Genomic DNA, 22,220 nt, shown 5'->3' on the forward strand with positions numbered 1-22,220 from the left:
CCTACTGACTGCCCGAGGCCAGCAGCCCGAGAATCTCGCCGGTCGGCCGGACGTCGCCGAAGGTCCGGTAGACGGTGTGCAAGGTCGCATTCAGGTCCTTGTCCCGACGAGCCGCGACTCCGTCGGCCACCATCACCACCCGGTACCCGAGCGTGCTCGCGTCGCGTGCGCTGGACTCGCAGCAGACGTTCGCGACCGTGCCGGTGATCAGCACCGTGTCGATCCCGCGCTCGGTCAGCAGCCCGGGCAGATCGCAGCGCCCCGGAAAGAACGCGCTGGCGGCTGTCTTCTCCACCAGCAGGTCCTCGTCGTGCACGGTGAACTCGTGCCACAGTCGGTCGCGCAGCGGACCGGTCCCGCCGGAGGCGTTGAACACCGCGGCGATCTCGTCACCGAGGAACTCGATCGTCACCGCCGACGGCTCGGTCGATCCGGGCAGCACCCAGGCAACGGTCCCGCCGGCGGCGCGCAGGCTGTCGGCGAGCGTGCTGATCTGCGGCACGACGCCACGCTCGTAGTCCCCGTCGGTGAAGAAGAACGGAACCATGTCGACGACGACGAGCGCGGTCTTCGCCGGTGTGAGGTGCTGGTACGCGTGCCGCTTGCCGCGACGGCTCTCCTGCCGCAGGTACTCCCGCTCCTCGATCATCCAGTCGTGCAGCTTCGGCGTCGTCATGCCGTAGACCTTCCCACCCGCCACCGACACCTCAGAGCTCGGCGAGGCGGTGCTGCAGGAAGCTGCGTTCGGCGGCGTTGCCGGTGAGAGCCAGCGCCTTCTCGTATGCCGTCGCGGCTTCGGCCGGCCGGCTGAGGCGGCGCAGCAGATCGGCTCGGATGGCGTGGAAGAGGTAGTACGTGTCGAGGTCCAGGGCGTCGACCAGGGCGAGGGCTTCGGCGGGGCCGTGGAGTTCGGCGACGGCGACGGCTCTGTTGAGCGCTACGACGGGTGTCGGGGTCAGCGTGAGCAGGTGGTCGTAGAGCTGGACGATCTGGGACCAGTCGGTGGGCGGGTCGCTGTGGACGGCGTTGATGGCTGCCTGGAGCTGGTAGGGGCCTGGCTGATCGCGGCGGAGGCAGCGGCGTACGAGGTCCTGGCCCTCGGCGACGAGCTGCTGGTCCCAGAGCCGGCGGTCCTGCTCGGGCAGGGGGATCAGCCGGCCGTCGGGTGAGGTGCGGGCTCGGCTGCGGGACTGCTGGAGCAGCATCAGCGCCAGTAGGCCGAGTGCCTCCGGCTCGTCGGGCATCAGCTCGACCAGGACCCGGCCGAGCCGGATTGCCTCGTCACACAGGTCCCTGCGAATCAGGTCGTCACCGGACGACGCGGCGTACCCCTCGTTGAAGATCAGGTACACGACCGCCAGGACGCCGCGGACCCGCTCGGGCAGATCGGCGTCGTACGGGATCCGGTACGGGACGCCCGCCGTGCGGATCTTCGTCTTGGCCCGGACCAGCCGCTGCGCCATCGTCGGCTCCGGGACGAGGAACGCCCGGGCGATCTCGGCTGTGCTCAGTCCGCCGAGCAGGCGGAGGGTGAGCGCGACCCGGACGTTCAGCGCCAGGGCCGGGTGGCAGCAGGTGAAGATCAGGCGGAGGCGGTCGTCGCGCACCGGGCCCTCCTCCACTGGATCGTCCTGGGCGTGCAGCAGCGCCGCCTGAGCCTGCTTGTCCTCACGGGCCGCCTCGCGGCGGAGCCGGTCGATCGCCCGGTTGCGCGCGGTGGTGATGATCCAGCCCGCCGGGCTCGGTGGGAGCCCTTGCTGCGGCCAGCGCTCGACAGCGGTCGCGAACGCGTCCTGGACGGCGTCCTCGGCGATGTCGAGATCACCGACCGTGCGGGCCAGTACGGCGACCGCCCGCCCGTGCTCGCGCCGGAACACGTCCGCGACGTCCGCCGTGGACACCGCGGCCGCTCCGCCGCGCGTGTTCGCGCCGCCGGCGGCCGGCTCTGCCGCGCGGCCGGCTCTCCCGGATTCCTCAGCCGGCAAAGGGCCGGACCTCCACCGGCAGGGCGACCAGGATCTTCGCCAGCCTGCGGGCCCAGTCCAGCGCCTGGTCCAGGTCTTCCACGTCGATCACCGTGAAGCCGCCGATGTGCTCCTTGCCCTCGGTGTAAGGCCCGTCGGTCACCAGCAGCTCGTCACCCTGCTGCCGCACCACCGTCGAGGACTCCGGCGGGTGCAGCCCGGCGCTGAAGACCCACGCGCCCGCCGCCCGCAGGTCGTCGTTCCACACCGCCAACTCCCGCATGACCGGGGCCAGGAACTCCTCGTCCGGCACCACGCCGTCGGGCTGGTAGATGCTGAGCAGGTACTGCGCCATCTCGACCTCCAAGTGAGTGTTCTACCCACTACACGAACGGGCTCAGCCCGGATCGACAGGCAGCGACACGACAATCGTCAGCCCGCCGCCGTCCCGCGGCACAGCCCGCACGGTCCCACTGTGCGCCTCCGCCACCGACCGCACGATCGACAGCCCCAGCCCGGCTCCCTTCGCCCCCACCATCCTGTCCTCGCCCAGCCGCCGGAACGGCTTGAACAGCCCCTCCACCTCGTACGGCGGAACGTCCGGCCCGGTGTTGCTCACCTCCACCTCGACCCGCTCACCGGCGACCGCCCGGCTGGTCACCCGCACCCAGCCGTCGGCCACGTTGTGCCGAACCGCGTTCTCGACCAGGTTGTGCACCAGCCGCTCGAGCAGCAGCGCGTCGCCGACCGTCGGAGCGTCCTGCGGATCAGCAGTCACCCGTACGCCGGCCGCGGTCGCCTCACGGGTCAGCTGGGCCACCACGTGGGTGATCACGTCGCCCAGGTTGACCGGGTAGACCGCGGTGAGCGCCTTCTCCGAGTCGGCCAGCACCAGCAACCCGCTGATCAACTGCTCGTGCCGGCTGTTGATCTCCAGCAAGCTCTCGCCGAGCTGCCGGACGTCGGGCGAGGCCGTCTTGCGGTGCATCGCGATCTCCACCAGCGCCCGGCCGAGCGTCAGCGGCGTTCGCAGCTCATGTGAGGCGTTGGCGACGAACCGGCGCTGCCCGTCGAAGGAGTGGTCCAGCCGCTCGACCATCGTATCGAAGGCGTCGGCCAGGTTCTTCACCTCGTCGTCCGGGCCGTCCAGTGCGATCCGTTCGTGCAGGCCGCGGCCCGCGGCGGGGGCGGCGGCGATCCGGCGCGCGGTGTCGGTGACCCGGTGCAGCGGCGCGAGCACCCGGCCCGCGACGAGCCAGCCGAAGCCGGCCGCCAGCCCGCCGACCAGTACCAGTGCGATGCCGCCCTGGACCAGCAGGGACTTGGTCGCGGCCGCCTTCACGGTGCGGCGCTGCTCCTCCATCACCCGGTCGGCTTCCGGGCCGGTCAGTACGTCGCCGTCCTGGTTGAGCACGAAGAGCTGGTTGGGCCTCGGCTGCAGGGTCGTGCCCGGGCCCGGCGTCGCACCCGGCGAGGGCGTCGCGCCCGGCGAGGGCGTCGGACCAGGCGTCGTGGTCGCGGTGACGGGCGGCGGCTGGAACGTCCCGCGCACGAGCACCCGCTGCTCCTTGCCCAACTGCTGGCTGAACAGCGCATACGTCACACCGAGCAGCAGCATCCCGGCCACCACGAACATCCCGCCGTAGATCAGGGTCAACCGGGCCCGGAGCGTCAGCTTCCGCGTGAGCCGCTTCATGGGATCCGGTACCCGACACCGGTCACGGTGTCGACCAGTCCGGGCTCACCGAGCTTGCGGCGGAGCTTGAGGATGGTCAGCCGGACCGCTCCGGTGAACGGGTCCACGTGCTCGTCCCACACCTTCTCCAGCAACTGTTCCGCCGACACGGTCGCTCCGTCCGCCCGCAGCAGCTCGGCCAGTACGGCGAACTCCTTCTTCGACAGCGGCACGTACCGCCCGTCCCGGAACACCTCGTGCCGCGCGGGATCCAGCGTCAGCCCGGCACGCCGCAGCACGGGTGGATCGGCGGGCCGGCTGCGGCGGCCGAGCGCCAGCACCCGGGCGGCCAGCTCGGCGAAGGCGAACGGTTTGGTCAGGTAGTCGTCGGCGCCCAGCCCGAGCCCCTCGACCCGGTCGGTGACCGCGGCGGCGGCGGTCAGCATCAGCACGCGGGTGGACGACCCGGACTCCACCAGCCGGCGGCACACCTCGTCGCCGTGCACCACGGGCAGGTCCCGGTCCAGCACGACGACGTCGTACTCGTTGACGTCCAGGCGCTCCAGCGCCGCGGCGCCGTCCGGGGCGATGTCGACCGCGTGGGCCTCGTCCCGCAACCACTCCGCGATCGCTGCCGCCAGCAACGGTTCGTCCTCGACCACCAGTACCCGCACGCCTCGCCGCCTTCCGCCGTTGTCCCCATCATCACCGATCGGCTGTTTCCGCGGTGTTTGCGAACACCGAAACGGTGCGGAAACGCCCCGCTGGCTTGGCTGGGGCGAAACCGAACCCCGTTCGAGGAGACACCATGAGACGACTGTCCTTGCTGGCCGCGGTGGCCCTGACGGCATCCCTGACCCTGACCGGCTGCGGCGCCGAGCCGGAGACCGAGGGGGTGGCCTCGGGCGGCGCGTCCCAGCCGGAGGCGAGCGCCGGCGGCGACGACGCCGCGGCGCAGAACCTGAGCCAGGACGAGATGGGCGTCAAGTTCGCCCAGTGCCTGCGCGAGAACGGGCTGGACGTGAAGGACCCCGAACCGGGCAAGGGCATCATGCTCAAGTTCGGACCGGAGTCCGGGATGAGCCGCGAGAAGGTCGACCAGGCGATGGAGGCCTGCCGCAAGTACAACCCGCAGGCCGACAGCAAGCCCAACCCGGAGCAGGAGGCGAACGGCCGCAAGTTCGCCGAGTGCATGCGCGAGAACGGAGTGGAGAAGTTCCCGGACCCCAAGCCCGGCCAGCGCGGCATCCAGATCGACAAGGAGGCCGGCAGCGACCCGGACCTGGAGAAGGCGCAGGCCGCCTGTCAGAGCATCCTGGCAGGCAGGTGATGCCTCGTCGCCGTCGCGGCAGGACCACTCTGACCGCCGTGGCCCTGCTGGCCGCGGGCGGAGTGCTGACTGCCGTCCTGCTCACCCGTACGGACAACAGCCAGGCAGCCGACCAGTCCGGTCCGATCGCACCGGTCAACACCGCGAAGGTCACGCAGCAGACGCTGAAGGACACCGAGAGCGCGGACGGCGAGCTGGGCTACGGCACGACCAGCACGGCCTCCGCCCGCACGCCGGGGACGATCACCGGGGTGCCGGAGAGCGGTCAGCAGTTCCACCGCGGGCAGCCGCTGTACTCGATCGACAACAAGCCGACCACCTTGTTGTACGGCGCACTGCCGGCGTACCGGCGGCTCACGACCGGCAGCGAGGGGCCCGACGTCCTCCAGCTCGAGCAGAACCTCGAGGCGCTCGGGTACGACGGGTTCACCGTCGACGACGAGTACACGTCGAACACCGCCGAGGCCGTCGAGCAGTGGCAGGAGGACCGAGGGTTGACCGAGACCGGCAGTGTCGAGCTGGGTCAGGTGCTGTTCGCGGCCGGCCCGGTCCGGGTCGAGAGCGTGCAGACCCAGGAGGGCGCGCAGATCGGTCCCGGGCAGCCGGTGCTCAGGTACACCGGCACGAAGAAGGCCGTCACCGTCACGCTCGAGGCGGCCGATCTGCGGCTGGCCAAGAAGGGCGCCGTGGTCGACGTCACGCTGCCCGACGACAGCACGGTCGAGGGCCGGGTCGAGAAGGTGTCGACCGTGGTCGTGCCGGCGTCGGGCCAGGACCAGGAGGCGACCACCGAGCTCGAGGTGATCGTTGCCATCGACAACCAGAAGGCGCTGGCGAACTACCCGACCGCCTCGGTGGACGTGACGTTCACCGCGTCCGAACGCAAGAACGTGCTGACCGTCCCGGTCGCCGCGCTGCTCGCGCTCAGCGAGGGCGGGTTCGGGGTCGAGGTCAGCGACGACACCGGAACCCGGTACGTGCCGGTGAAGACCGGCCTGTTCGCGGGCGGCCGGGTGGAGATCTCCGGTTCCGGGATCAAGGCGGGCCTCGCGGTAGGGGTGCCGAAGTGATCGAGCTGACCGACGTGACCAAGGTGTACGCCGGCGGCGTCGCGGCGCTCGGTGGGGTGTCGCTGCGGATCGACCAGGGTGAACTGGTCGCCATCGTGGGGCCGTCCGGGTCCGGCAAGTCGACGATGCTGAACGTGCTCGGCACGCTGGACCGGCCGACCTCGGGCAGCGTCCGGATCGACTCGTACGACGTCGCGAAGCTGTCCGACGCCGGCCTGTCGGCGCTGCGCGCGAGCCGGATCGGGTTCGTCTTCCAGCAGTTCCACCTGGCGTCCGGCGTACGAACTGTCGACAACGTCGCCGACGGGTTGCTGTACTCCGGCCTGCGGGCGGCGCAGCGGCGCAAACGGGCCGCGGCGGCGCTGGAGCGGGTCGGGCTGGCCCATCGGCTGGACCACGAGCCGCACGAGCTGTCCGGTGGTGAACGCCAACGCGTCGCCGTCGCCCGGGCGGTCGCCGGCGAGCCCGCGGTCCTGCTCGCGGACGAACCCACCGGCGCGCTCGACTCGCAGTCCGGTGCCGGCGTCATGCAGTTGTTCCGGGACCTGAACGCCGCCGGCACGACCGTCGTCGTGATCACCCACGACCGCGACATCGCCGCCTCGCTGCCGCGCCAGATCCAGATGCGCGACGGCCGGATCACCGCGGAGGTGCACTGATGACGCGGCGCGGCGAAGGGCTCCGGCCGGCCAAGCTGTGGCCCGGGGACGTGATCAAGGTCGGCGCGGTGGGCCTGCGGACCCGGCCGCTGCGCGCGTTCCTGTCCGCGCTGGGGATAGCGATCGGGATCGCCGCGATGGTCGCCGTGGTCGGCATCTCCTCGTCGTCGCGGGCCGAGCTGGACGCGACACTCGATGCCCTCGGCACCAATCTGCTGACGGTCGAACCGGGCACCCGGCTGACCGGTGAGCAGGCGCAACTGCCGCTGGCGGCCGAGTCGATGGTCGACCGGATCGGGCCGGTCCAGGCGCAGTCCGCGATCGGCCGGGTCGACGACGCGAACGTCTACCGCAGCGACAAGATCCCGGACGTCGAGACCAACGGCATCGTCCCGTACGCCGCCCGGACCAACCTGCTGGACACCATCGGCGGCACGGTCCGCAGCGGCCGGTGGCTCGACGCGGCGACCGGGACCTATCCGGCGGCCGTGCTCGGCGCGAGCGCGGCCGAACGCCTCGGCATCAACCGCGCGGGACCGGACATCCAGGTGCTGATCGGCGACGAGTGGTTCACCGTGCTCGGGATCCTGTCCCCGGCCGCGCTGGCGCCCGAGCTGGACGCCGCCGTCCTGATCGGCTGGCCCGCGGCCGGTACGACGCTCGGCTTCGACGGGCACCCGACCAAGATCTACACCCGCTCGGCCGACCGCCAGGTCGAGTCGGTCCGGGCGGTGCTCGGGCCGACGGCCAACCCGGAGGCGCCGAACGAGGTCCAGGTGTCGCGCCCGTCCGACGCGCTGGCCGCCCAGCAGGCGGCGGGCGAGGCCTTCACCGGTCTGCTGCTGGGACTCGGCGCGGTCGCCCTGCTGGTCGGCGGGGTCGGCGTCGCGAACATCATGGTCATCTCGGTGCTCGAACGCCGCGCGGAGATCGGTCTACGGCGATCGCTCGGCGCCACCAGGGGCCAGATCCGGACGCAGTTCCTGACCGAGTCGCTGCTGCTGTCGGCGCTTGGCGGGCTTGGCGGCGCCGCTCTGGGCAGTGCGGTGACCTTCGGCTACGCGGCGTACCAGGGCTGGCTGACCGTCATCCCGCTCTGGGCGGTCGTGGGTGGTTTCGGGGCGACGCTGGTGATCGGTGGAGTCGCTGGGCTCTACCCGGCGATCCGGGCCTCGCGGCTGTCGCCCACCGAGGCGCTCGCGACGCCTTGAATCGCTGACTCAGGAAAAGATGACGACGCCGATGCCGGTGAGCGCGAGCTGGATCAGCGCCACCGGCACCAGGCCCTGCCAGGCGAGCTTCTGCAGCTGGTCGGCGCGCAGCCGCGGGAACGCGACCCGCACCCAGATCACCACCAGCGAGACGATCGCGATCTTCAGCAGCGACCAGATCCAGCCGATCGAGTCCGGACCCGGACCACTCCAGCCGCCCAGGAACAGCACGGTGGTCAACGCGGCGAGCACCACGATGCCGGCGTACTCGGCGAGCAGGAAGAGGGCGAAGCGCAGGCCGGTGTACTCGGTGTAGGGGCCGAAGATGACCTCCGAGTCGGCCACCGGCATGTCGAACGGCGGCCGCTGCAGCTCGGCCAGCCCGGCGATGAAGAAGACCACCATGCCGGGCAGCTGCCAGAGCAGCCACCATGGGTTCCACTGGTCGACGATGCCGGTGAGGCTCAGCGTGCCGGCCGCGACCGCGACGCTGGCCGCCGACAGGACGAACGGCAGCTCGTAGCTCATCAGCTGGGCGGCGACCCGCAGGCCGCCGAGCAGGCTGTACTTGTTGCCGCTGGCCCAGCCGGCCATCAGCGAGCCGAGCACACCGACGCTCATCACCGCGAGCACGAAGAACAGGCCCGCGTCGAGGTGGGCGCCGACCAGTGCCGGGGAGAGCGGGATCGCAGCCATCGCCGCCATGTACGGCAGGATCGCGACCACCGGAGCCCACTCGAACACCCGCTTGTCCGCGGCGGCCGGAGTGACGCTCTCCTTCTGGACGAACTTGATCCCGTCGGCGACCAGCTGCGCCCAGCCGTGGAAGCCGCCGGCGTACATCGGCCCGAGCCGCGACTGCATGTGCGCCATCACCTTGTGCTCGGCCTGACCGACCACCAGCGGCGCGACCAGGAACGCGACCAGCACGCCGACGACCCGCAGTACGAACTCGAGCATGAGCGCACCCTACCGACTCCGGCTTGACCTCAACCATCGTTCAGGTCCGAGGCTGGTCGTCATCGAGCGAAGGAGTGGACATGATTCTGGTCACCGGAGCCACCGGAAAGGTCGGGCGGCACGTCGTCGCCGGACTACTGGCAGCGGACGCCGACGTCCGCGCACTGGTCCGGCAGCCGTTGGCGGCGGGACTGCCGAACGAGGTCGAACTGGTCGTCGGCGACCTCACGGATCCGGAGGCGGTGCGGAAAGCTGCCGCGGGAGCCGAGGCGGCGTTCCTGCTCTGGCCGTCGTACTCGGTGGACGGCGCGGAGCCGGTCGTCGCGGCGCTGACCGAGCAGGTGCCGCGGGTGGTCTACCTATCGGCGATGAACGTCGACGACAGCCGGCCGGCGGAGCAGAACGGCGTGTGGGGTCAGGTCGAGCAGTTGCTGGTCGAGTCGGACGCCGACTGGACCTTCCTGCGCCCGGGCGGGTTCGCCGCCAACACGCTGGAGTGGGCGGACGAGATCCGCCACGGTGGCGTGGTCGCGATGCCCGCACCGCAGGCCGGGCGGTCGCTGATCCACGAGCGGGACATCGCCGACATCGCGGTGCTCACGCTGCTGGACGAGACGCACAGCGGCGAAAAGTACGTGCTGACCGGCCCGCGGATACTGACCCAGGAAGAGCAAATCGCGGCGATCGGCGCGGAGATCGGCAAACAACTCCGGGTCGAGGAGCAAACCGCCGACCAGGCCCGGCAGGCGATGCTGGCCGCCGGCGCGGACGAAGCGTTCGTCGGACCCGCGATCCAGTACTGGCAGTCGCTGGTCGACAACCCCGAGCCGGTCGTGCCGACGTACACCGAACTCACCGGCCGCCCAGGCCGCACGTTCGAGCAGTGGGCCCACGAACACCGCGACGCCTTCCGCGTGCTCTCCACTGAGGAGGTGGCGAAGGGCAGTTCTCCCGCGAAGAGGTCTTCTACCTGACCGAACCGGTGGACTGAGCGAGTTCGCTCAGGCTTGTCCGTCCGTCTGCTCCGATGCCGGGGCGGGCGGGGCGGAGTCCGTTGCCGGGGTGGGTTCGGCTTGTTTGCGGACTCTGCGTTCGCCGGCGGCTCGGCGGGGGCGGGCGGGGGTGGACGCCGCTTGGGCGGGGGCCAACGGGTCCGGGTCGGGGGAACCCGGTTGGCGCGGGCCCCAGCTGTCGGGGTCGGGGACGCCTGGGGGGAGGGTGCGACGGCGGGAAGGGGCGCCGGTTTTGGCGGCCGCGGGGGCGTGGTCGGACTCGCCGGGTTCCTTGGCGCCGGGCCAGGGCTTGGCGACGCGGGAGGCGAGGACGAACTCCTTGCGCAGCGGGTTGCCCTCGAACTCGTCGGGCAGCAGGAGCGGGACCAGGTTCGGGTGGCCGGGGAAGTCGATGCCGAACATCTCGTGGGTCTCGCGCTCGTGCCAGTTCGCTCCGGCGTACACCTCGGACAGCGTCGGCAGCGCGGCGCCCGCGCGTGGGATCAGCGTGCGGACCAGCACGTGGTCGACGTGCGCCCCGCCCCAGAAGTCGGCCAGATGGGTGACCACGCGGAACCCGTCGGTCAGCTCGTCGCTGGCGGTGAGGAAGTCGAAGAAGATCAGCCCGACCTCGTCCCGCAGGATCTCGTGCGCGGTGATCCACGCCTCGGCCGGTACGTCGACCGTCGCGACGCCGAAGCTGTCGGAGCCGGTCGCCGCGATCCCGGCGTCGGTCAGCGCGGACAGCATGTGCCCGGCGCCGGACTGCTCGGGACCGGCCGCCGCGCCGGGGTCCGGCTGCTCTGGACCGGCCGCAGTGCCGGCGCCCGGCTGCTCCACCCGGTGCGCAGCGCCGGAGTCCGGTCGCGTGGGCTCGCCGGACGTCGGCTGGTCGGTCACTTCGGCTCCACCAGGCCGCGGGTCAGCGCCCGCGCCGACGGCTCGTACCGGCTGGTGACGTTCTCGCCCGCGATCTTCTCCTGCAGCTTGAGGATGCCCTGCAGCAACGCCTCCGGCCGCGGCGGGCAGCCGGGCACGTACACGTCGACCGGGATGATCTGGTCGACGCCCTTGGTCACGCAGTACGAGTCCCAGTACGGGCCGCCGGAGTTCGAGCAGGAGCCGAACGAGATCACGTACTTCGGCTCCGGCATCTGGTCGTACAGCCGCTTGATCGCCGGCGCCATCTTGTCGGTCACCGTGCCCGAGACCACCATCAGGTCGGCCTGCCGCGGCCCGGGCGCGAACGGGATCACGCCGAGCCGGATGAAGTCGTGCCGCCCCATCGACGCCGCGATGAACTCGATCGCGCAGCAGGCGAGCCCGAAGTTGAACACCCACAGCGAGTACTTGCGTCCCCAGTTCAGCAGGTACCGCACCGGCTCGGGGGCCAGCTTCGCCAGCGCACCCACAGCCGGCCGCACCGTCGGCATCGGCAGGTGGACCGCGTGATCAGCCATGGCCTCAGCCTAGTCTCAGAACCTCGTCGAGCAGCACTTCCGGATACTCCAGCGGCGCGAAGTGCCCGACGCCGTCGACGAACCGCAGCGTCACGTCGCTGAAGAACTCCTCCAGCCGGTCCGACCACTCGCGCGGAAACAGCGGGTCGTGCTCCGGCCACACCACCCGAGTCGGTACGCCGATCCGCTCGCCGGCCGCCGGTGCGACCTCGGCCGCCGAGGTCGCCACTGCGCCGGCACCGGCGCGGTACCAGTTGATCGACGCGGTGAATGCTCCCGGCGGGGAGTACACCTCGACCAGGTGGTCCAGCTCCGGCTCGAAGCCCGGCCCGGACCAGTGCGTCCAGAAGTGCCGCAGATAGTCGCGTACGGCGTCCGGCTTGCCGTCGATCAACTGCTCGACCACCGGCAACCGGTGGAACGGCTGGTACCAGAACTCCCGCTGCGCCTGCTCGCCGAAGACCCGCTGACCGATCCCCGGCAACGGCGGCGCGAGGACCAGTCCATCGATCAGCTCCGGCCGCGTCTTCGCCACCGCCTGCGCGACCCGGCTCCCGACGTCGTACCCGACCAGCACCGGCCGGTCCAGCCCGAGCTCCTCGATCAGCCCGGCGACACTGCGCGCCTGCGCGAACGCGTCGTACTGGCTGTCGGCTGCCTGTTTGTCCGACTCCCCGAATCCGCGCAGGTCCGGCACGACCACCTGGCGCCCGGACTCGACGAGCATCGGCGCCAGACGACGGTAGTCCGTCCGGTCGCCCGGCCAGCCGTGCAGCAGGACGACGGCAGGCCCGTCGCCCACCCGGTCGTAGGCCAGCTGGAATCCGTCCACAGCAGCACTCTTCAGCACAGGTACCGACCCTACGCGCGGCAGCCGACCGCAGGGCGGAGAGGCCGAAGTGTGCCGATCGGACGCCCGCGAGCGCTCAGCCGATGAGGTGACCCGGACCGGTGGTCAGGCCGCCTTCGACGGGCAGCGTGATGCCGGTGATCCAGGCCGCGTCGTTCGAAGCCAGGAAGGCGACCGCGGCGGCCACGTCCTCGGGCTGCCCCACCCGGCGGAGCGGGTAGATCGCCTTCAGGTCCTCCAGGGCTTCCGGACGATTCGCGAACGCCCGGGTGGCGATCGTGCCGGGCGCGACCACGTTGAACCGGACGCCGCTCGGGCCGTGCTCGGCCGCCAGGTTGGCGACCAGGCTGATCAGGCCGGCCTTCGCCGCGGCGTACGGGTTGGTGCCTAGGGCAACCACTCCGCTGATCGAGCCGACCAGTACGACGGCTCCCGAGCCGGACGCGATCAAGTGCGGCAGTGAGGCTTCGATGCAGCGGACCGCGCCGGTGAAGGTGAAGTCGTACTGCCGGGCCCACTGGGCGTCGCCGGGCTCGACCGCTTCCCGGTTCGCGAGGTTGTGGCCGGCGACTTGAGCCAGTACGTCGAGCCGCCCGAACCGGTTGACGGTCGCCGCCACCGCCGCGTCGACCGAGTCCCGGCTGGTGATGTCGCAGGCGAGCGCGATCGCCGATCCGTCGCCGGCCAGCTCGGCGGCGAGCTGCCCGGCCGCGTCGGTGTCGACGTCGGCCACCGCGACCGACGCCCCTTCGGCCGCCAGCCGGACCGCAGTCGCCCGCCCGATCCCGTGCGCGGCACCGGTGACGAACGCGACCTTGCCTTCGAACCGTCTCACGACAACTCCTCCCGATCGGACTGACCGCCGACGCTAGATGCTCGACCTCGCTCTAGGTCAACCACGCCGCGCGCTCGCCAGGCGCGCCGCGTCCGCGCACCCCGGGGGCGCCGCGTCCGCGCTCCCCGGGGGCGCCGCGTCCGCGCTCCCCGGGGGCGCCGGCCCCGCCGGCCCCCGGCCCCGTCCGACGCGGCCCCGGCGCCCGCAGCCCCGCACGCCCCGGTATTTCCTTGACCGCCCCCGACCCCCGACCTAGCCTGACTGAACAGGACTGAACAGGTTCATCGAGACCAGGAGACGGCTGTGGCCGAGCAGGTGGAAGTGGGGGCGCCTGAGCCGAGGGCGCTCGCGGTGGAGACCAACGGGCTGAACGTGATCGACGACGCCGAGCGGAAGGGCCGGCCGAGTCAGCTGTTCTGGCCCTGGTTCGGGGCGAACGTGTCGGTGCTGGGGCTGAGCTACGGCGCGTTCGCGCTCGGGTTCGGCATCTCGTTCTGGCAGGCGGTGATCGCGGGCCTGGTCGGGATCGTCTTCTCGTTCCTGCTCTGCGGGCTGATCGCCTTGGCCGGGAAGCGCGGCTCGGCGCCGACGCTGGTGCTCAGCCGGGCGGCGTTCGGGGTGCGCGGCAACAAACTGCCGTCGCTGGTGTCCTGGCTGCTCACGGTCGGCTGGGAGACCGTGCTGACGATCCTCGCCACGCTCGCCACGGCCACCGTGTTCGAGCGGCTCGGCTGGGGCGGCGGCTCGATCACGAAGGTGGTCGCGCTGGTGGTCGTCGGCACCCTGATCGTTGCCTGTGGCGTGCTCGGCTTCGACCTGATCATGCGGATGCAGACGATCATCACGATCGTCACCGGCGTGCTGACGGTCGTCTACATCGCACTCGTCGCTGACCAGGTCAACTGGTCCACCGTCTCGGCCCTGCCCGGCGGCTCGGGCCAGGAACTGATCGGTGCCCTGGTCTTCTTGATGACCGGCTTCGGCCTCGGCTGGGTGAACGCGGCAGCCGACTACTCCCGCTACCTGCCCCGGACCGCCTCCAGCCGCGGTGTCGTCGGCTGGACCACGTTCGGCTCGTCGCTCGCCCCGGTCGTACTGCTGACCTTCGGTCTGCTGCTGGCAGGCTCGTCCACCGACCTGAGCGCCGCGATCGCCGCCGACCCGATCGGCGCCCTCGCAGAGGCGCTGCCGACCTGGTTCCTGGTGCCGTTCGTGATCGTCGCCGTGCTCGGTCTGGTCGGCGGCGCGGTGCTCGACATCTACTCCTCCGGCCTGGCCCTGCTCTCGCTCGGCCTGCCGGTCCCCCGGTACGTCGCGGCGTTCGTCGACGGCATTCTGATGATCGCCGGCACGATCTACGTGGTGTTCTTCGGGGACGAGTTCCTGCAGGAGTTCACCGGCTTCCTGATCACGCTCGGCGTCCCGGTCGCGGCCTGGTGCGGCATCATGCTGGCCGACATCGCGACCCGGCGGCGCGACTACGCCGACGCCGATCTGTTCGACCGCCGCGGCCGGTACGGCGACGTCCGGTGGCTGCCGGTCATCACCATGCTCGTTGCCACCGGCATCGGCTGGGGCCTGGTCACGAACGGCAACGCGGACTGGCTGACCTGGCAGGGCTACCTGCTCGAACCGTTCGGCCTGGGCGGCAAGACCGGTACGTGGGCGTTCGCGAACCTCGGCGTCCTGGTCTCGCTGGTCGGCGCGTTCGTGGTCCAGCTGCTCGCCGGGCGGCGCGCCGTACAGGAGCAGGAGTCGCAGTCCTCGCTGGAGAGGGTGAGCTGAGATGGCGCTCGCGCTGATCGACCTGCAACGGATCTTCGCCGAGCCGGACAGTGGCTGGGCGACGCCGGACTTCCAGCGGGTGGTCAAGCCGACCCAGGAACTGGTCCAGCTGTTCGCGCCGCAGGTGATCTTCACCCGGTTCGTCGCGCCGGCCGGGGAACCGACCGGTTCCTGGATCCCGTACTACCAGCAGTGGCCGTTCGCGTTGCAGCCGCCGGACTCGTACGCGTACCAGTTGGTCGACGAGTTCCGCGGGGCGCCGACGCTGGACAAGCCGACGTTCAGCAAGTGGGGCCGGGAGTTGGCGGACGCGGTCGCGCCGGACGGGCGGCTGGTGCTGGCCGGCGTGACCACCGACTGCTGCGTACTGTCGACGGCGCTCGCGGCGGTGGACGCCGGCGCGCACGTCCAGGTCGTCGAGGACGCCTGCGCCGGGGTCGACGAGGCGAGCCATCGCAAGGCGATCGACATCATGCGGCTGTACGCGCCGATGCTGGAGATCGTCACCGTCGGCCAACTGCGCGCCGCGGGTGGTTCCGGCCAGTGACCCCGGGCGTCACCCTCAAGCACGAGCGGATCGCCTCGATCCTGGCCCGCGAGATCAGATCGGGGCGGGTCGGCCACGGCCACCGGCTGCCCGGCGAGGTGGAGTTGGCCCGGCGGTTCGGCGTCAGCCGCAACACGGTCCGCTCGGCGCTCGCCGTACTGACCGCGGACGGGTTGATCACGACGCGGACCGGCAAGGGGTCGTTCGTGCTGTTCGACGGGCGGCCGTTGGACGATCCGCTCGGGTGGACGCACGCGCTGGCCGAGCAGGGCGTCGAAACCCGGGTTCGCATCCTGCGGCTGGAGCTCGACCAGGACCCGGAGCTCGCCGAGCAGCTCGACCTGGACTCGCCCGACGTGATCGTGGTCGAGCGCATTCGGTCCCTGGTCGACGGCGAGGCGATCTCGCTGGAACGCAGTCGGCTGCCGGCCGTCGAGCAGCTCCGGGACCTGCCGTCGCGTGGGCTCGACGACGGGTCGATCATCTCGACGCTGACGCGGGCCGGTCTGCATCTGACGCAGGGCGAGCAACGGCTGCGCGCGCGGCCGCTCACGCCGGAGGAGGCCGCGTTGCTGGGCCGCCCGGAGAACACTTGGTTTCTGCACAGCCGCCGGACGAGCTGGACGGCCGACAACCGGTTCGCCGAGCAGGTCGACAGCCTGCTGGACCCGCGACACTTCGAGCTGAACCTCACCTACAGCGAGACGCCGCGATGACATCGGCCGAGTCGCGGGCCGTCGGAGCGCTGTACGGGCTGGCGATCGGGGACGCGCTCGGGATGCCGACCCAGTCATTGCCCAGGGCCCGCATTGTCGAGCGGTACGGCGAGGTGATCGACGGGTTGCACCCCGCGCCGGACGACCAGCCGTTGGCGGCGGGGATGCCGGCCGGGGCGATCACCGACGACACCGAACAGGCGGTGCTGCTGGCCAGGTTGGTGATCGAAGGCAACGGGCTGGTGGACGGGCACGAGCTCGCGCGCCGGCTGATCGCGTGGGAGGACGACATGCGGGCCCGCGGGTCGCTCGACCTGCTCGGCCCGTCGACCAAGCGCGCGCTTGACGAGTTGCTGGCCGGCGGCGACATCGCCCGTACCGGCCGCTACGGCACCACCAACGGCGCGGCCATGCGGATCACGCCGGTGGGGATCGCGACGCCTGCCCGCACCGAACTGCTGGTCGAACGGGTGGTTGCCGCGAGTGCTCCCACGCACAACACAGGGCTGGCGCTCGCGGCCGCCGCCGCGGTTGCTGCTGCCGTGAGTGCGGGGATCGATGGAGCCACGGTGTCGGAGGCAACCACCACGGCTGTCGCGACGGCCCGAGAGGCCGCGCAGCGCGGCTTCTGGGTCGCGGGCGCCGATGTGGCGAGCCGCATTGATTGGGCAATCGCACTAGAACCAGTGAGTGTCGAGTTGTTGTACGAACTCGTGGGGACCAGCTTGGCCAGTCAGGAGTCCGTGCCCGCGGCGTTCGCGGTGGCCAACGGGTTCGACGATCCGTGGCTGGCGGTTCGGGTCGCGGCGTCGGTGGGTGGGGACACCGACACGATCGCGGCGATCGCCGGGGCCGTGGCCGGCGCGTGCCACGGCGTCGACGCGTTTCCGGCCGACGTCCGGCGTACGGTCGCGGCGGTGAACGGGCTCGACCTGGACGCGCTGGCCGGCGAGTTGCTGAAGGTACGCCGCGGATGAGACTCGTCCACCTCGGCAACGTCGTGGTCGACCTGGTACTGACGGTCGACAACCTGCCGGAGCGCGGCGGGGACGCGCTGGCGGGATCGACCGATCGCGCGACCGGGGGCGGGTTCAACGTGATGGCGGCGGCGAGCCGACTGGGGATCGAGACGTCGTACTACGGCGTACTCGGGATCGGGCCGTTCGCCGACCAGGCGCGGGTGGATCTGCGCCGGGAGGGGATCGAGTTTCCACAGCCGCAGTGTCCCGAGCTGGACACCGGGTTCGTCGTCGTACTGGTGGACGGTGGGGGCGAACGCACCTTCGTCACCAGTCCGGGCGCCGAGGCGACGCTGAGCGACTTCCCGGCGACGAGCGCGAACGACTTGGTCTACGTCTCCGGGTACAGCCTGCTGCACGCGGTCAATCGGGAGACCCTGGTCCGGCGGCTCCCGGAACTGCGCGGCACCGTCTTCTTCGATCCCGGACCGCTGGTTGGGCAGATCCCGCCCGACGCCTTGGAGATCGCGATGAGCCGGGCGGACTGGGTCAGCTGCAACGCGCGGGAAGCAGCGGTCCTGGGCGGTGAGCCGGCTGCCGCGCGGGGAGTGATCGTGCGGCTCGGGCCCGAAGGGTGCCGGCTCGGCGACCAGGTGGTGCCCGGGTTCGCAGTCGAGGCAGTGGATCTGAACGGTGCCGGCGACGCGCATTCCGGAGCGTTCCTGGCCGCCCTCGCCGCCGGAATCGAGCCGCTCGAAGCGGCCCGGCGGGCGAACGCGGCCGCGGCGATCGCCGTCACCCGGCGCGGACCGGCCACCGGGCCCACCCGGGCCGAATTGGACGCGTTTCTGAGGGACTACGGCGGCGCCTAAGGCCGCCGGGCGTCACCTAAGGCTGCGGGGCGCCGCGCCTAGGGAGTAGTGCCGATGTGCTGAGCCACCTCACAGGCGGAGTGTCGGGGTATCGACGAACTCCCGGAGGACAGCATGTCGTTCTACCCCAGCACCGAATTCATCCACGCCGAGGTCGCCTACCGCCAGGAGCGCAACCGGCAGCTGTTCCAGCGCCCGGGACTGCTCCAGCGCTTGCGCCGTACGGCGCAGACGCCGGCGCCCCGCCCGCACCTGGCTCGCGCTAGGCACGCGATGTGAGCGCCCGGCCACCACCCCTTCGACCATCAGCGCGACCGAGGTTCTCCGGAACCCGGTCGCGCTGGTGCGTTCGGCCCTCGTAGGGACCGCGTACGGCGCCCTAGGGAGCCCGGCACGCAGGGATAGGGAGGAAGTCCGATGTGCCGGGTCACCTCAGCCGCGCAGATTAGGGCCATCGACAACGAGTCGAAGCACAACCGCCCAGGAGGCACCGCAGATGCACACCACCGAGTCGGTCAAGGCCGAGGTCAGCTACCGCAAGGAGCGCCTCACCCGCGACTTCAGCCGCGCCAACCGGACCACCCGGACCCGCCGGCACCTCACCCACCTGTTCACCCGGAACGCCTGAGAGGAGGACACCATCATGATGTTCACGACCGAGCAGTCGATCCAGGCGGAGAACACCTACCGCCAGGAGCGGATCAAGCGCGACTTCCGGGCCACCGCCCGCAAGCAGCGCACCGCGCCGGCGCAGCAGAAGACGCCGTCGCGCACCGCGCGCCGGTTCCTGCGACCCACCGCGGCCGCGTGATCGCCGTGCACGCCGTCCCTGACCAGCAACCTTCGGTCAGGGACGGCGTTTCACGTTCTCCCGAGAGTCACCAGGCGCGGATTCTGCTCTCAGGTGACAGGCATGGGGCGGGCTGCCGTCGATTTGTGTCGGCTCCAGGGGCGAAGATGGACGACGTGCCCTGGACCTCGACACCTCTCGTCGGCCGCTCGACCGAGATGGCCGCCCTGCTCAGCGCCGTCGACGAGGCGAAGACCCGCCGCGCCGGCGCCATTCTGCTGTCCGGTGACGCCGGGGTCGGCAAGACCCGGTTGCTGGACGAGGTGGCCACCGGCGCGCACGAGCGGGGTTTCGGCGTCCTGGTCGGGCACTGCACCGACTTCGGCGACGCCGGCCTGCCGTACCTGCCGTTCAGCGAGATCTTCGGCCGGCTCGCGGGCGAGCGCCCGGACCTGGTCGAGAGCGTGCTCACCAACTTCCCGGCGATCGGCCGGCTGCTGCCCACCCACCGGCTGATCGGCGCCCAGCCGGTCCCGCAGGACGGGCCGCTCGACCGCGCCGCGCTGTTCGACGCCGTCCTGGGCGCGCTGACCGCGCTGTCGACCAGCGAGCCGTTGCTGGTGATCGTCGAGGACACCCACTGGGCCGACGACTCCACCCGGGACCTGATCGGTTTCCTGCTGACCCGGCTGACCTCCCAGCGGCTCGCGCTGATCGTGTCCTACCGCAGTGACGACCTGCACCGCCGGCACCCGCTGCGCCGCCCGATCGCCGAGTGGTCGCGCCACCCGCGCGTACGGCGGGTCAACCTCAGCCCGCTCAACGCCGACGAGTCCCGCGCGCTGCTCAACGCCCTGCTGCCCGAGCGCCTGCCGGAGGCGGAGGAGCGCCGGATCCTGGACCGTGCCGGCGGCAACGCGTTTTTCACCGAGGAGCTGGTCGCCGCTGCCTCGCTCGGCGACGCCGACGCCGTACCGCCGGATCTGGCCGACCTCCTGCTCGTCCGGCTCGACCCACTGTCCGACGACGCCCGGCAGGTCGCCCGGGTGATCGCCGTCGCCGGCCGCCGCGTGTCGCACCAGCTGCTGACCGCCGTCGCCGGTCTGCCCGACCGCGAGCTGGAGACCGCGCTGCGCGAGCTGATCGACGCGCACATCATCGAGCACCCGGGCAACGCGAGCTACTACTTCCGCCACGCCCTGCTCGCCGAAGCCGTCTACGACGACCTGCTGCCGGGCGAGCGGGTCCGCCAGCACGCGGCGTACGCGAAGGCTCTGCAGGACCAGACCGTGCCCGGTACGGCGGCCGAGCTGGCCGGGCATGCCACCCGCTCGCACGATCTCGTCACCGCGTTCGAGGCGCGGGTCCGAGCCGGGCAGGAGGCGCTCTCGGTCGCCGCGCCTCAGGAGGCGCTGAAGCACTACGAGATGGCGCTCGAGCTGTTCCCTGAGGAAGGCAGCTCGATCGACAAGACCTGGCTGATCGTCGACACCGCGATGGCGGCAACGCTGTCGTCGCAGCACCTGCGCGCGGTGAAGCTGCTGCGCAAGGCGCTGGCCGACCTGCCCGCGGACGCCCCGATCCAGCAGCGCGTCGAGCTGCTGCTGCCGCTGTCGGAGATCTCGCTGGTGATCGACCACGACCACGAGGCGAACGAAGCCGCCTCACAGGCGTTCCGGCTGGTCGCCGACGAACCGGCCAGCGCGTTCAAGGCCAAGGTGATCGCGCTGTACGCCCGCGTCTCGGACGCGCTCGGCCGGCCGATGGAGGCCGAGCGCTGGGCGCGCGAGGCGCTGCAGATCGCCCGCGAGGTCGGTCAGGAGTCCGCGGCCGGCGACGCGGGGATCACGCTCGCCCAGCTGCGCAAGCGCGCCGGCGACCCGGTCGCCGCCGCCAAGCAGCTGGAAGAGGCCGCCGTACGGGCTCAGCTGGCGGGTGACGCCGCCGCCGAGGTCCGCAGCCGGTACCTGCTGGGCTCGAACCACTTCGACCTCGGCGAGCTGGCCAGCGCGAAAGCAGCGCTCGAGTACGCCGCGCAGCGGGCCGGTGAGCTCGGTCGGCAGTGGGCGGCGTACGGGTTCGACGCGCGGCGGATGCTGGCGCTGACGCAGTTCACCCTCGGCGAGTGGGACGAGGCGGCCGAGACCGCCCGGGCCGACGCGATGACGCCGGCGGCCGCCGCGGCCGGTCTGCGCAGTGTCGGGTTCGCGGTGCGCAGCGGGCGAGGCGACACGTCGGTGGCCGAGGACCTGGAGCTGACGCGCAAGTGGTGGTCGCTGGACGTCATGCTGCCGCTGATCGGTCTGCAGCCGGCCGTAGACGCGTACCGGCAGCTCGGTCGGCTCGCGGAGGCGGAGAAGCTGATCGCCGACGTGTCGGCACTGCTCGAGGACGTGTTCCAGACCGAGTGGTTCATGGCGAAGATCCGGTTCTCGGCGCTCGGGCTGCAGGTGCTGTGCGACCGGGCCGTCACCGAGCCGTCGGCGGCGCACGAACTGGTGGCCCGCGGGGCGGAGCTGCTGGCCGCGGGCCATGCGACCGCGGAGAAGGGACTGCCGCCGGGCAGAGTGCTCGGGGTCGAAGGCATCGCCTGGCTGGCGCGGCTGGAAGCGGAGTGGGAGCGGTTGCGGTGGCTGGCGGGCGTGGATCCGCCGACCCCCGAGGAGCTCGTCGCGACCTGGCAGCGGACCGTCGACGCCTTCGGCTACGGCTTCGTGCACGAGCAGGCGTGGTCGCGGGTGCGGTTGTCGACCGCGCTGCGGGCCGCCGGCCGGGTCGCGGATGCGAACGAGCAGGCCCAGCTCGCCGCGGACGTCGCGCGCAAGCTCGGCGCCCAACCGCTGCTGGACGAGCTGGGCAGTGCTGCCGACCCGGCTGGGTCAGCGGCGCTCACCGCCCGGGAGACCGAGGTGCTGGCCCTGCTCGCCGAAGGCCGGACCAACCGGCAGCTGGCGCGCGAGCTCTACATCAGCGAGAAGACGGTCAGCGTGCACGTCTCGAACATCCTGGCCAAGCTCGGCGTCCGCTCCCGGACCGAAGCCGCCGCGGTCGCCCGCCGCGACGGACTGCTCGACTAGGGCTTGTCCGGCCGTCCCACCGGGGAACGGCCCGGACTTGTCCTGACGCCTTCAGTGCCGGCCGCGGTGGCCGTGGGCCGCGCGGGGGACGAAGGTCGTCCTGAGTTGGCGGTCGGTGCGGCGGCGGGCGAGCTCGTCGTCCCGCTCGTGGGCGGCTTTCGGCCGGTGCTCGGCCCGCTCGTGGGCGACCTTCGGCCGGTGCTCGGGCCTGGCGGTCTCACGGTGCGGCTCGATGGTGTCGATCAGTCCGTCGAGCACCCGCTGAGCCTTCCGGAAGCGTGCCACCATCAGGACAACGGCGCCGATCACTGCTGCCGCTACCAATACCCAGAGTTGCCAAGTCATTCCCCACCACCCTGCGATCGCCCCGTTCCCCCTGGTAATCACCATAGGCCTGATCTGACGGAATGGCGATAGCCCCATCGCAATCCGTTACGAAACGAGGCTGCCCGCCCCGAAACGTTGTCG

25 protein-coding genes are annotated in these 22,220 nt (G+C 71.5%); 14 read left to right on the forward strand and 11 right to left on the reverse strand.

Annotated features, from left to right (window positions below; genetic code table 11):
• Position 1: 1 nt before the first annotated feature.
• From ACQPXM_RS36620 to ACQPXM_RS36640, 5 genes are all read right to left on the reverse strand, one after another.
• Positions 2–676 carry an isochorismatase family protein gene (locus tag ACQPXM_RS36620; RefSeq protein WP_432942571.1) on the reverse strand — a complete coding sequence of 225 codons (675 nt, stop codon included), beginning with the start codon at positions 674–676 and terminating at the stop codon, positions 2–4.
• Positions 677–707: 31 nt separating this feature from the next.
• On the reverse strand, positions 708–1,901 hold the full coding sequence (locus tag ACQPXM_RS36625; RefSeq protein ID WP_432942572.1) for an RNA polymerase sigma factor: 1,194 nt from the start codon (positions 1,899–1,901) through the stop codon (positions 708–710).
• A gap of 73 nt (positions 1,902–1,974) precedes the next feature.
• Positions 1,975–2,331, reverse strand: coding sequence for a YciI family protein (locus ACQPXM_RS36630; protein ID WP_432942573.1), 357 nt, complete (start codon positions 2,329–2,331; stop codon positions 1,975–1,977).
• Positions 2,332–2,361: 30 nt separating this feature from the next.
• Positions 2,362–3,660 (reverse strand): sensor histidine kinase, encoded by a 1,299-nt coding sequence (locus ACQPXM_RS36635; RefSeq protein ID WP_432942574.1) that lies wholly within the window; start codon positions 3,658–3,660, stop codon positions 2,362–2,364.
• Positions 3,657–4,313, reverse strand: coding sequence for a response regulator transcription factor (locus ACQPXM_RS36640; protein WP_432942575.1), 657 nt, complete (start codon positions 4,311–4,313; stop codon positions 3,657–3,659). Before ACQPXM_RS36640 ends, ACQPXM_RS36635 begins: the two co-directional genes overlap by 4 nt.
• Positions 4,314–4,447: 134 nt before the next feature.
• Here ACQPXM_RS36640 and ACQPXM_RS36645 point away from each other — a divergent pair, with 134 nt between their 5' ends.
• The 4 genes from ACQPXM_RS36645 to ACQPXM_RS36660 are packed head-to-tail and all read left to right on the forward strand — an operon-like array spanning position 4,448 to position 7,909.
• Positions 4,448–4,969: a hypothetical protein gene (locus tag ACQPXM_RS36645; RefSeq protein WP_432942576.1), complete on the forward strand. Its 522-nt coding sequence runs from the start codon at positions 4,448–4,450 to the stop codon at positions 4,967–4,969.
• A 38-nt stretch (positions 4,970–5,007) separates the two neighbouring features.
• A complete protein-coding gene (locus ACQPXM_RS36650) occupies positions 5,008–6,039 on the forward strand; it encodes an efflux RND transporter periplasmic adaptor subunit (RefSeq protein ID WP_432942577.1) in 1,032 nt (343 codons plus the stop codon).
• Entirely contained in the window at positions 6,036–6,698 is a 663-nt protein-coding gene (locus tag ACQPXM_RS36655) for an ABC transporter ATP-binding protein (RefSeq protein WP_432942578.1), read from the forward strand. Before ACQPXM_RS36650 ends, ACQPXM_RS36655 begins: the two co-directional genes overlap by 4 nt.
• Entirely contained in the window at positions 6,698–7,909 is a 1,212-nt protein-coding gene (locus tag ACQPXM_RS36660; RefSeq protein WP_432942579.1) for an ABC transporter permease, read from the forward strand. The genes ACQPXM_RS36655 and ACQPXM_RS36660 overlap by 1 nt, the downstream gene beginning before the upstream one ends.
• Before the next feature lie 9 nt (positions 7,910–7,918).
• Here the strand turns inward: ACQPXM_RS36660 and ACQPXM_RS36665 are convergent, their stop codons facing one another.
• Positions 7,919–8,869, reverse strand: coding sequence for a complex I subunit 1/NuoH family protein (locus ACQPXM_RS36665; protein WP_432942580.1), 951 nt, complete (start codon positions 8,867–8,869; stop codon positions 7,919–7,921).
• Positions 8,870–8,949: 80 nt separating this feature from the next.
• Here ACQPXM_RS36665 and ACQPXM_RS36670 point away from each other — a divergent pair, with 80 nt between their 5' ends.
• Positions 8,950–9,843, forward strand: coding sequence for an SDR family oxidoreductase (locus ACQPXM_RS36670; protein WP_432942581.1), 894 nt, complete (start codon positions 8,950–8,952; stop codon positions 9,841–9,843).
• Between the two features lie 27 nt (positions 9,844–9,870).
• Here the strand turns inward: ACQPXM_RS36670 and ACQPXM_RS36675 are convergent, their stop codons facing one another.
• The 4 genes from ACQPXM_RS36675 to ACQPXM_RS36690 form a co-directional block, all read right to left on the reverse strand.
• On the reverse strand, positions 9,871–10,761 hold the full coding sequence (locus ACQPXM_RS36675; protein ID WP_432942582.1) for an NADH-quinone oxidoreductase subunit C: 891 nt from the start codon (positions 10,759–10,761) through the stop codon (positions 9,871–9,873).
• Positions 10,758–11,321 (reverse strand): NADH-quinone oxidoreductase subunit B, encoded by a 564-nt coding sequence (locus ACQPXM_RS36680; protein ID WP_432942583.1) that lies wholly within the window; start codon positions 11,319–11,321, stop codon positions 10,758–10,760. The genes ACQPXM_RS36675 and ACQPXM_RS36680 overlap by 4 nt, the downstream gene beginning before the upstream one ends.
• A 4-nt stretch (positions 11,322–11,325) precedes the next feature.
• Complete coding sequence (locus ACQPXM_RS36685) at positions 11,326–12,153, reverse strand: alpha/beta fold hydrolase (protein ID WP_432942584.1); 828 nt, start codon at positions 12,151–12,153, stop codon at positions 11,326–11,328.
• 94 nt (positions 12,154–12,247) lie between these two features.
• Positions 12,248–13,006, reverse strand: coding sequence for an SDR family NAD(P)-dependent oxidoreductase (locus tag ACQPXM_RS36690; RefSeq protein WP_432942585.1), 759 nt, complete (start codon positions 13,004–13,006; stop codon positions 12,248–12,250).
• A 303-nt stretch (positions 13,007–13,309) separates the two neighbouring features.
• Here ACQPXM_RS36690 and ACQPXM_RS36695 point away from each other — a divergent pair, with 303 nt between their 5' ends.
• The 9 genes from ACQPXM_RS36695 (at position 13,310) to ACQPXM_RS36735 (ending at position 21,752) form a co-directional block, all read left to right on the forward strand.
• Entirely contained in the window at positions 13,310–14,791 is a 1,482-nt protein-coding gene (locus ACQPXM_RS36695) for a purine-cytosine permease family protein (protein WP_432942586.1), read from the forward strand.
• A gap of 1 nt (position 14,792) precedes the next feature.
• Positions 14,793–15,338 (forward strand): cysteine hydrolase family protein, encoded by a 546-nt coding sequence (locus ACQPXM_RS36700; protein WP_432942587.1) that lies wholly within the window; start codon positions 14,793–14,795, stop codon positions 15,336–15,338.
• Positions 15,335–16,054 (forward strand): GntR family transcriptional regulator, encoded by a 720-nt coding sequence (locus ACQPXM_RS36705; protein WP_432942588.1) that lies wholly within the window; start codon positions 15,335–15,337, stop codon positions 16,052–16,054. The genes ACQPXM_RS36700 and ACQPXM_RS36705 overlap by 4 nt, the downstream gene beginning before the upstream one ends.
• Positions 16,051–17,031: an ADP-ribosylglycohydrolase family protein gene (locus ACQPXM_RS36710; RefSeq protein ID WP_432942589.1), complete on the forward strand. Its 981-nt coding sequence runs from the start codon at positions 16,051–16,053 to the stop codon at positions 17,029–17,031. The genes ACQPXM_RS36705 and ACQPXM_RS36710 overlap by 4 nt, the downstream gene beginning before the upstream one ends.
• Positions 17,028–17,885 (forward strand): PfkB family carbohydrate kinase, encoded by an 858-nt coding sequence (locus ACQPXM_RS36715; protein WP_432942590.1) that lies wholly within the window; start codon positions 17,028–17,030, stop codon positions 17,883–17,885. Before ACQPXM_RS36710 ends, ACQPXM_RS36715 begins: the two co-directional genes overlap by 4 nt.
• A gap of 114 nt (positions 17,886–17,999) precedes the next feature.
• Complete coding sequence (locus ACQPXM_RS36720; RefSeq protein ID WP_432942591.1) at positions 18,000–18,164, forward strand: hypothetical protein; 165 nt, start codon at positions 18,000–18,002, stop codon at positions 18,162–18,164.
• 217 nt (positions 18,165–18,381) lie between these two features.
• Positions 18,382–18,513, forward strand: a complete 132-nt coding sequence (locus ACQPXM_RS36725; RefSeq protein ID WP_432942592.1) for a hypothetical protein — start codon at positions 18,382–18,384, stop codon at positions 18,511–18,513.
• Positions 18,514–18,528: 15 nt separating this feature from the next.
• Positions 18,529–18,696 carry a hypothetical protein gene (locus ACQPXM_RS36730; RefSeq protein ID WP_432942593.1) on the forward strand — a complete coding sequence of 56 codons (168 nt, stop codon included), beginning with the start codon at positions 18,529–18,531 and terminating at the stop codon, positions 18,694–18,696.
• A gap of 146 nt (positions 18,697–18,842) precedes the next feature.
• Complete coding sequence (locus ACQPXM_RS36735) at positions 18,843–21,752, forward strand: helix-turn-helix transcriptional regulator (protein WP_432942594.1); 2,910 nt, start codon at positions 18,843–18,845, stop codon at positions 21,750–21,752.
• Between the two features lie 51 nt (positions 21,753–21,803).
• On the opposite strand, the gene ACQPXM_RS36740 is transcribed toward ACQPXM_RS36735, so the two are convergent.
• Complete coding sequence (locus tag ACQPXM_RS36740) at positions 21,804–22,097, reverse strand: hypothetical protein (protein WP_432942595.1); 294 nt, start codon at positions 22,095–22,097, stop codon at positions 21,804–21,806.
• Between the last annotated feature and the right edge of the window lie 123 nt (positions 22,098–22,220).

The organism is Kribbella sp. CA-253562, assembly GCF_050942265.1.
In the GTDB taxonomy this organism is placed as follows: Bacteria; Actinomycetota; Actinomycetes; order Propionibacteriales; family Kribbellaceae; genus Kribbella.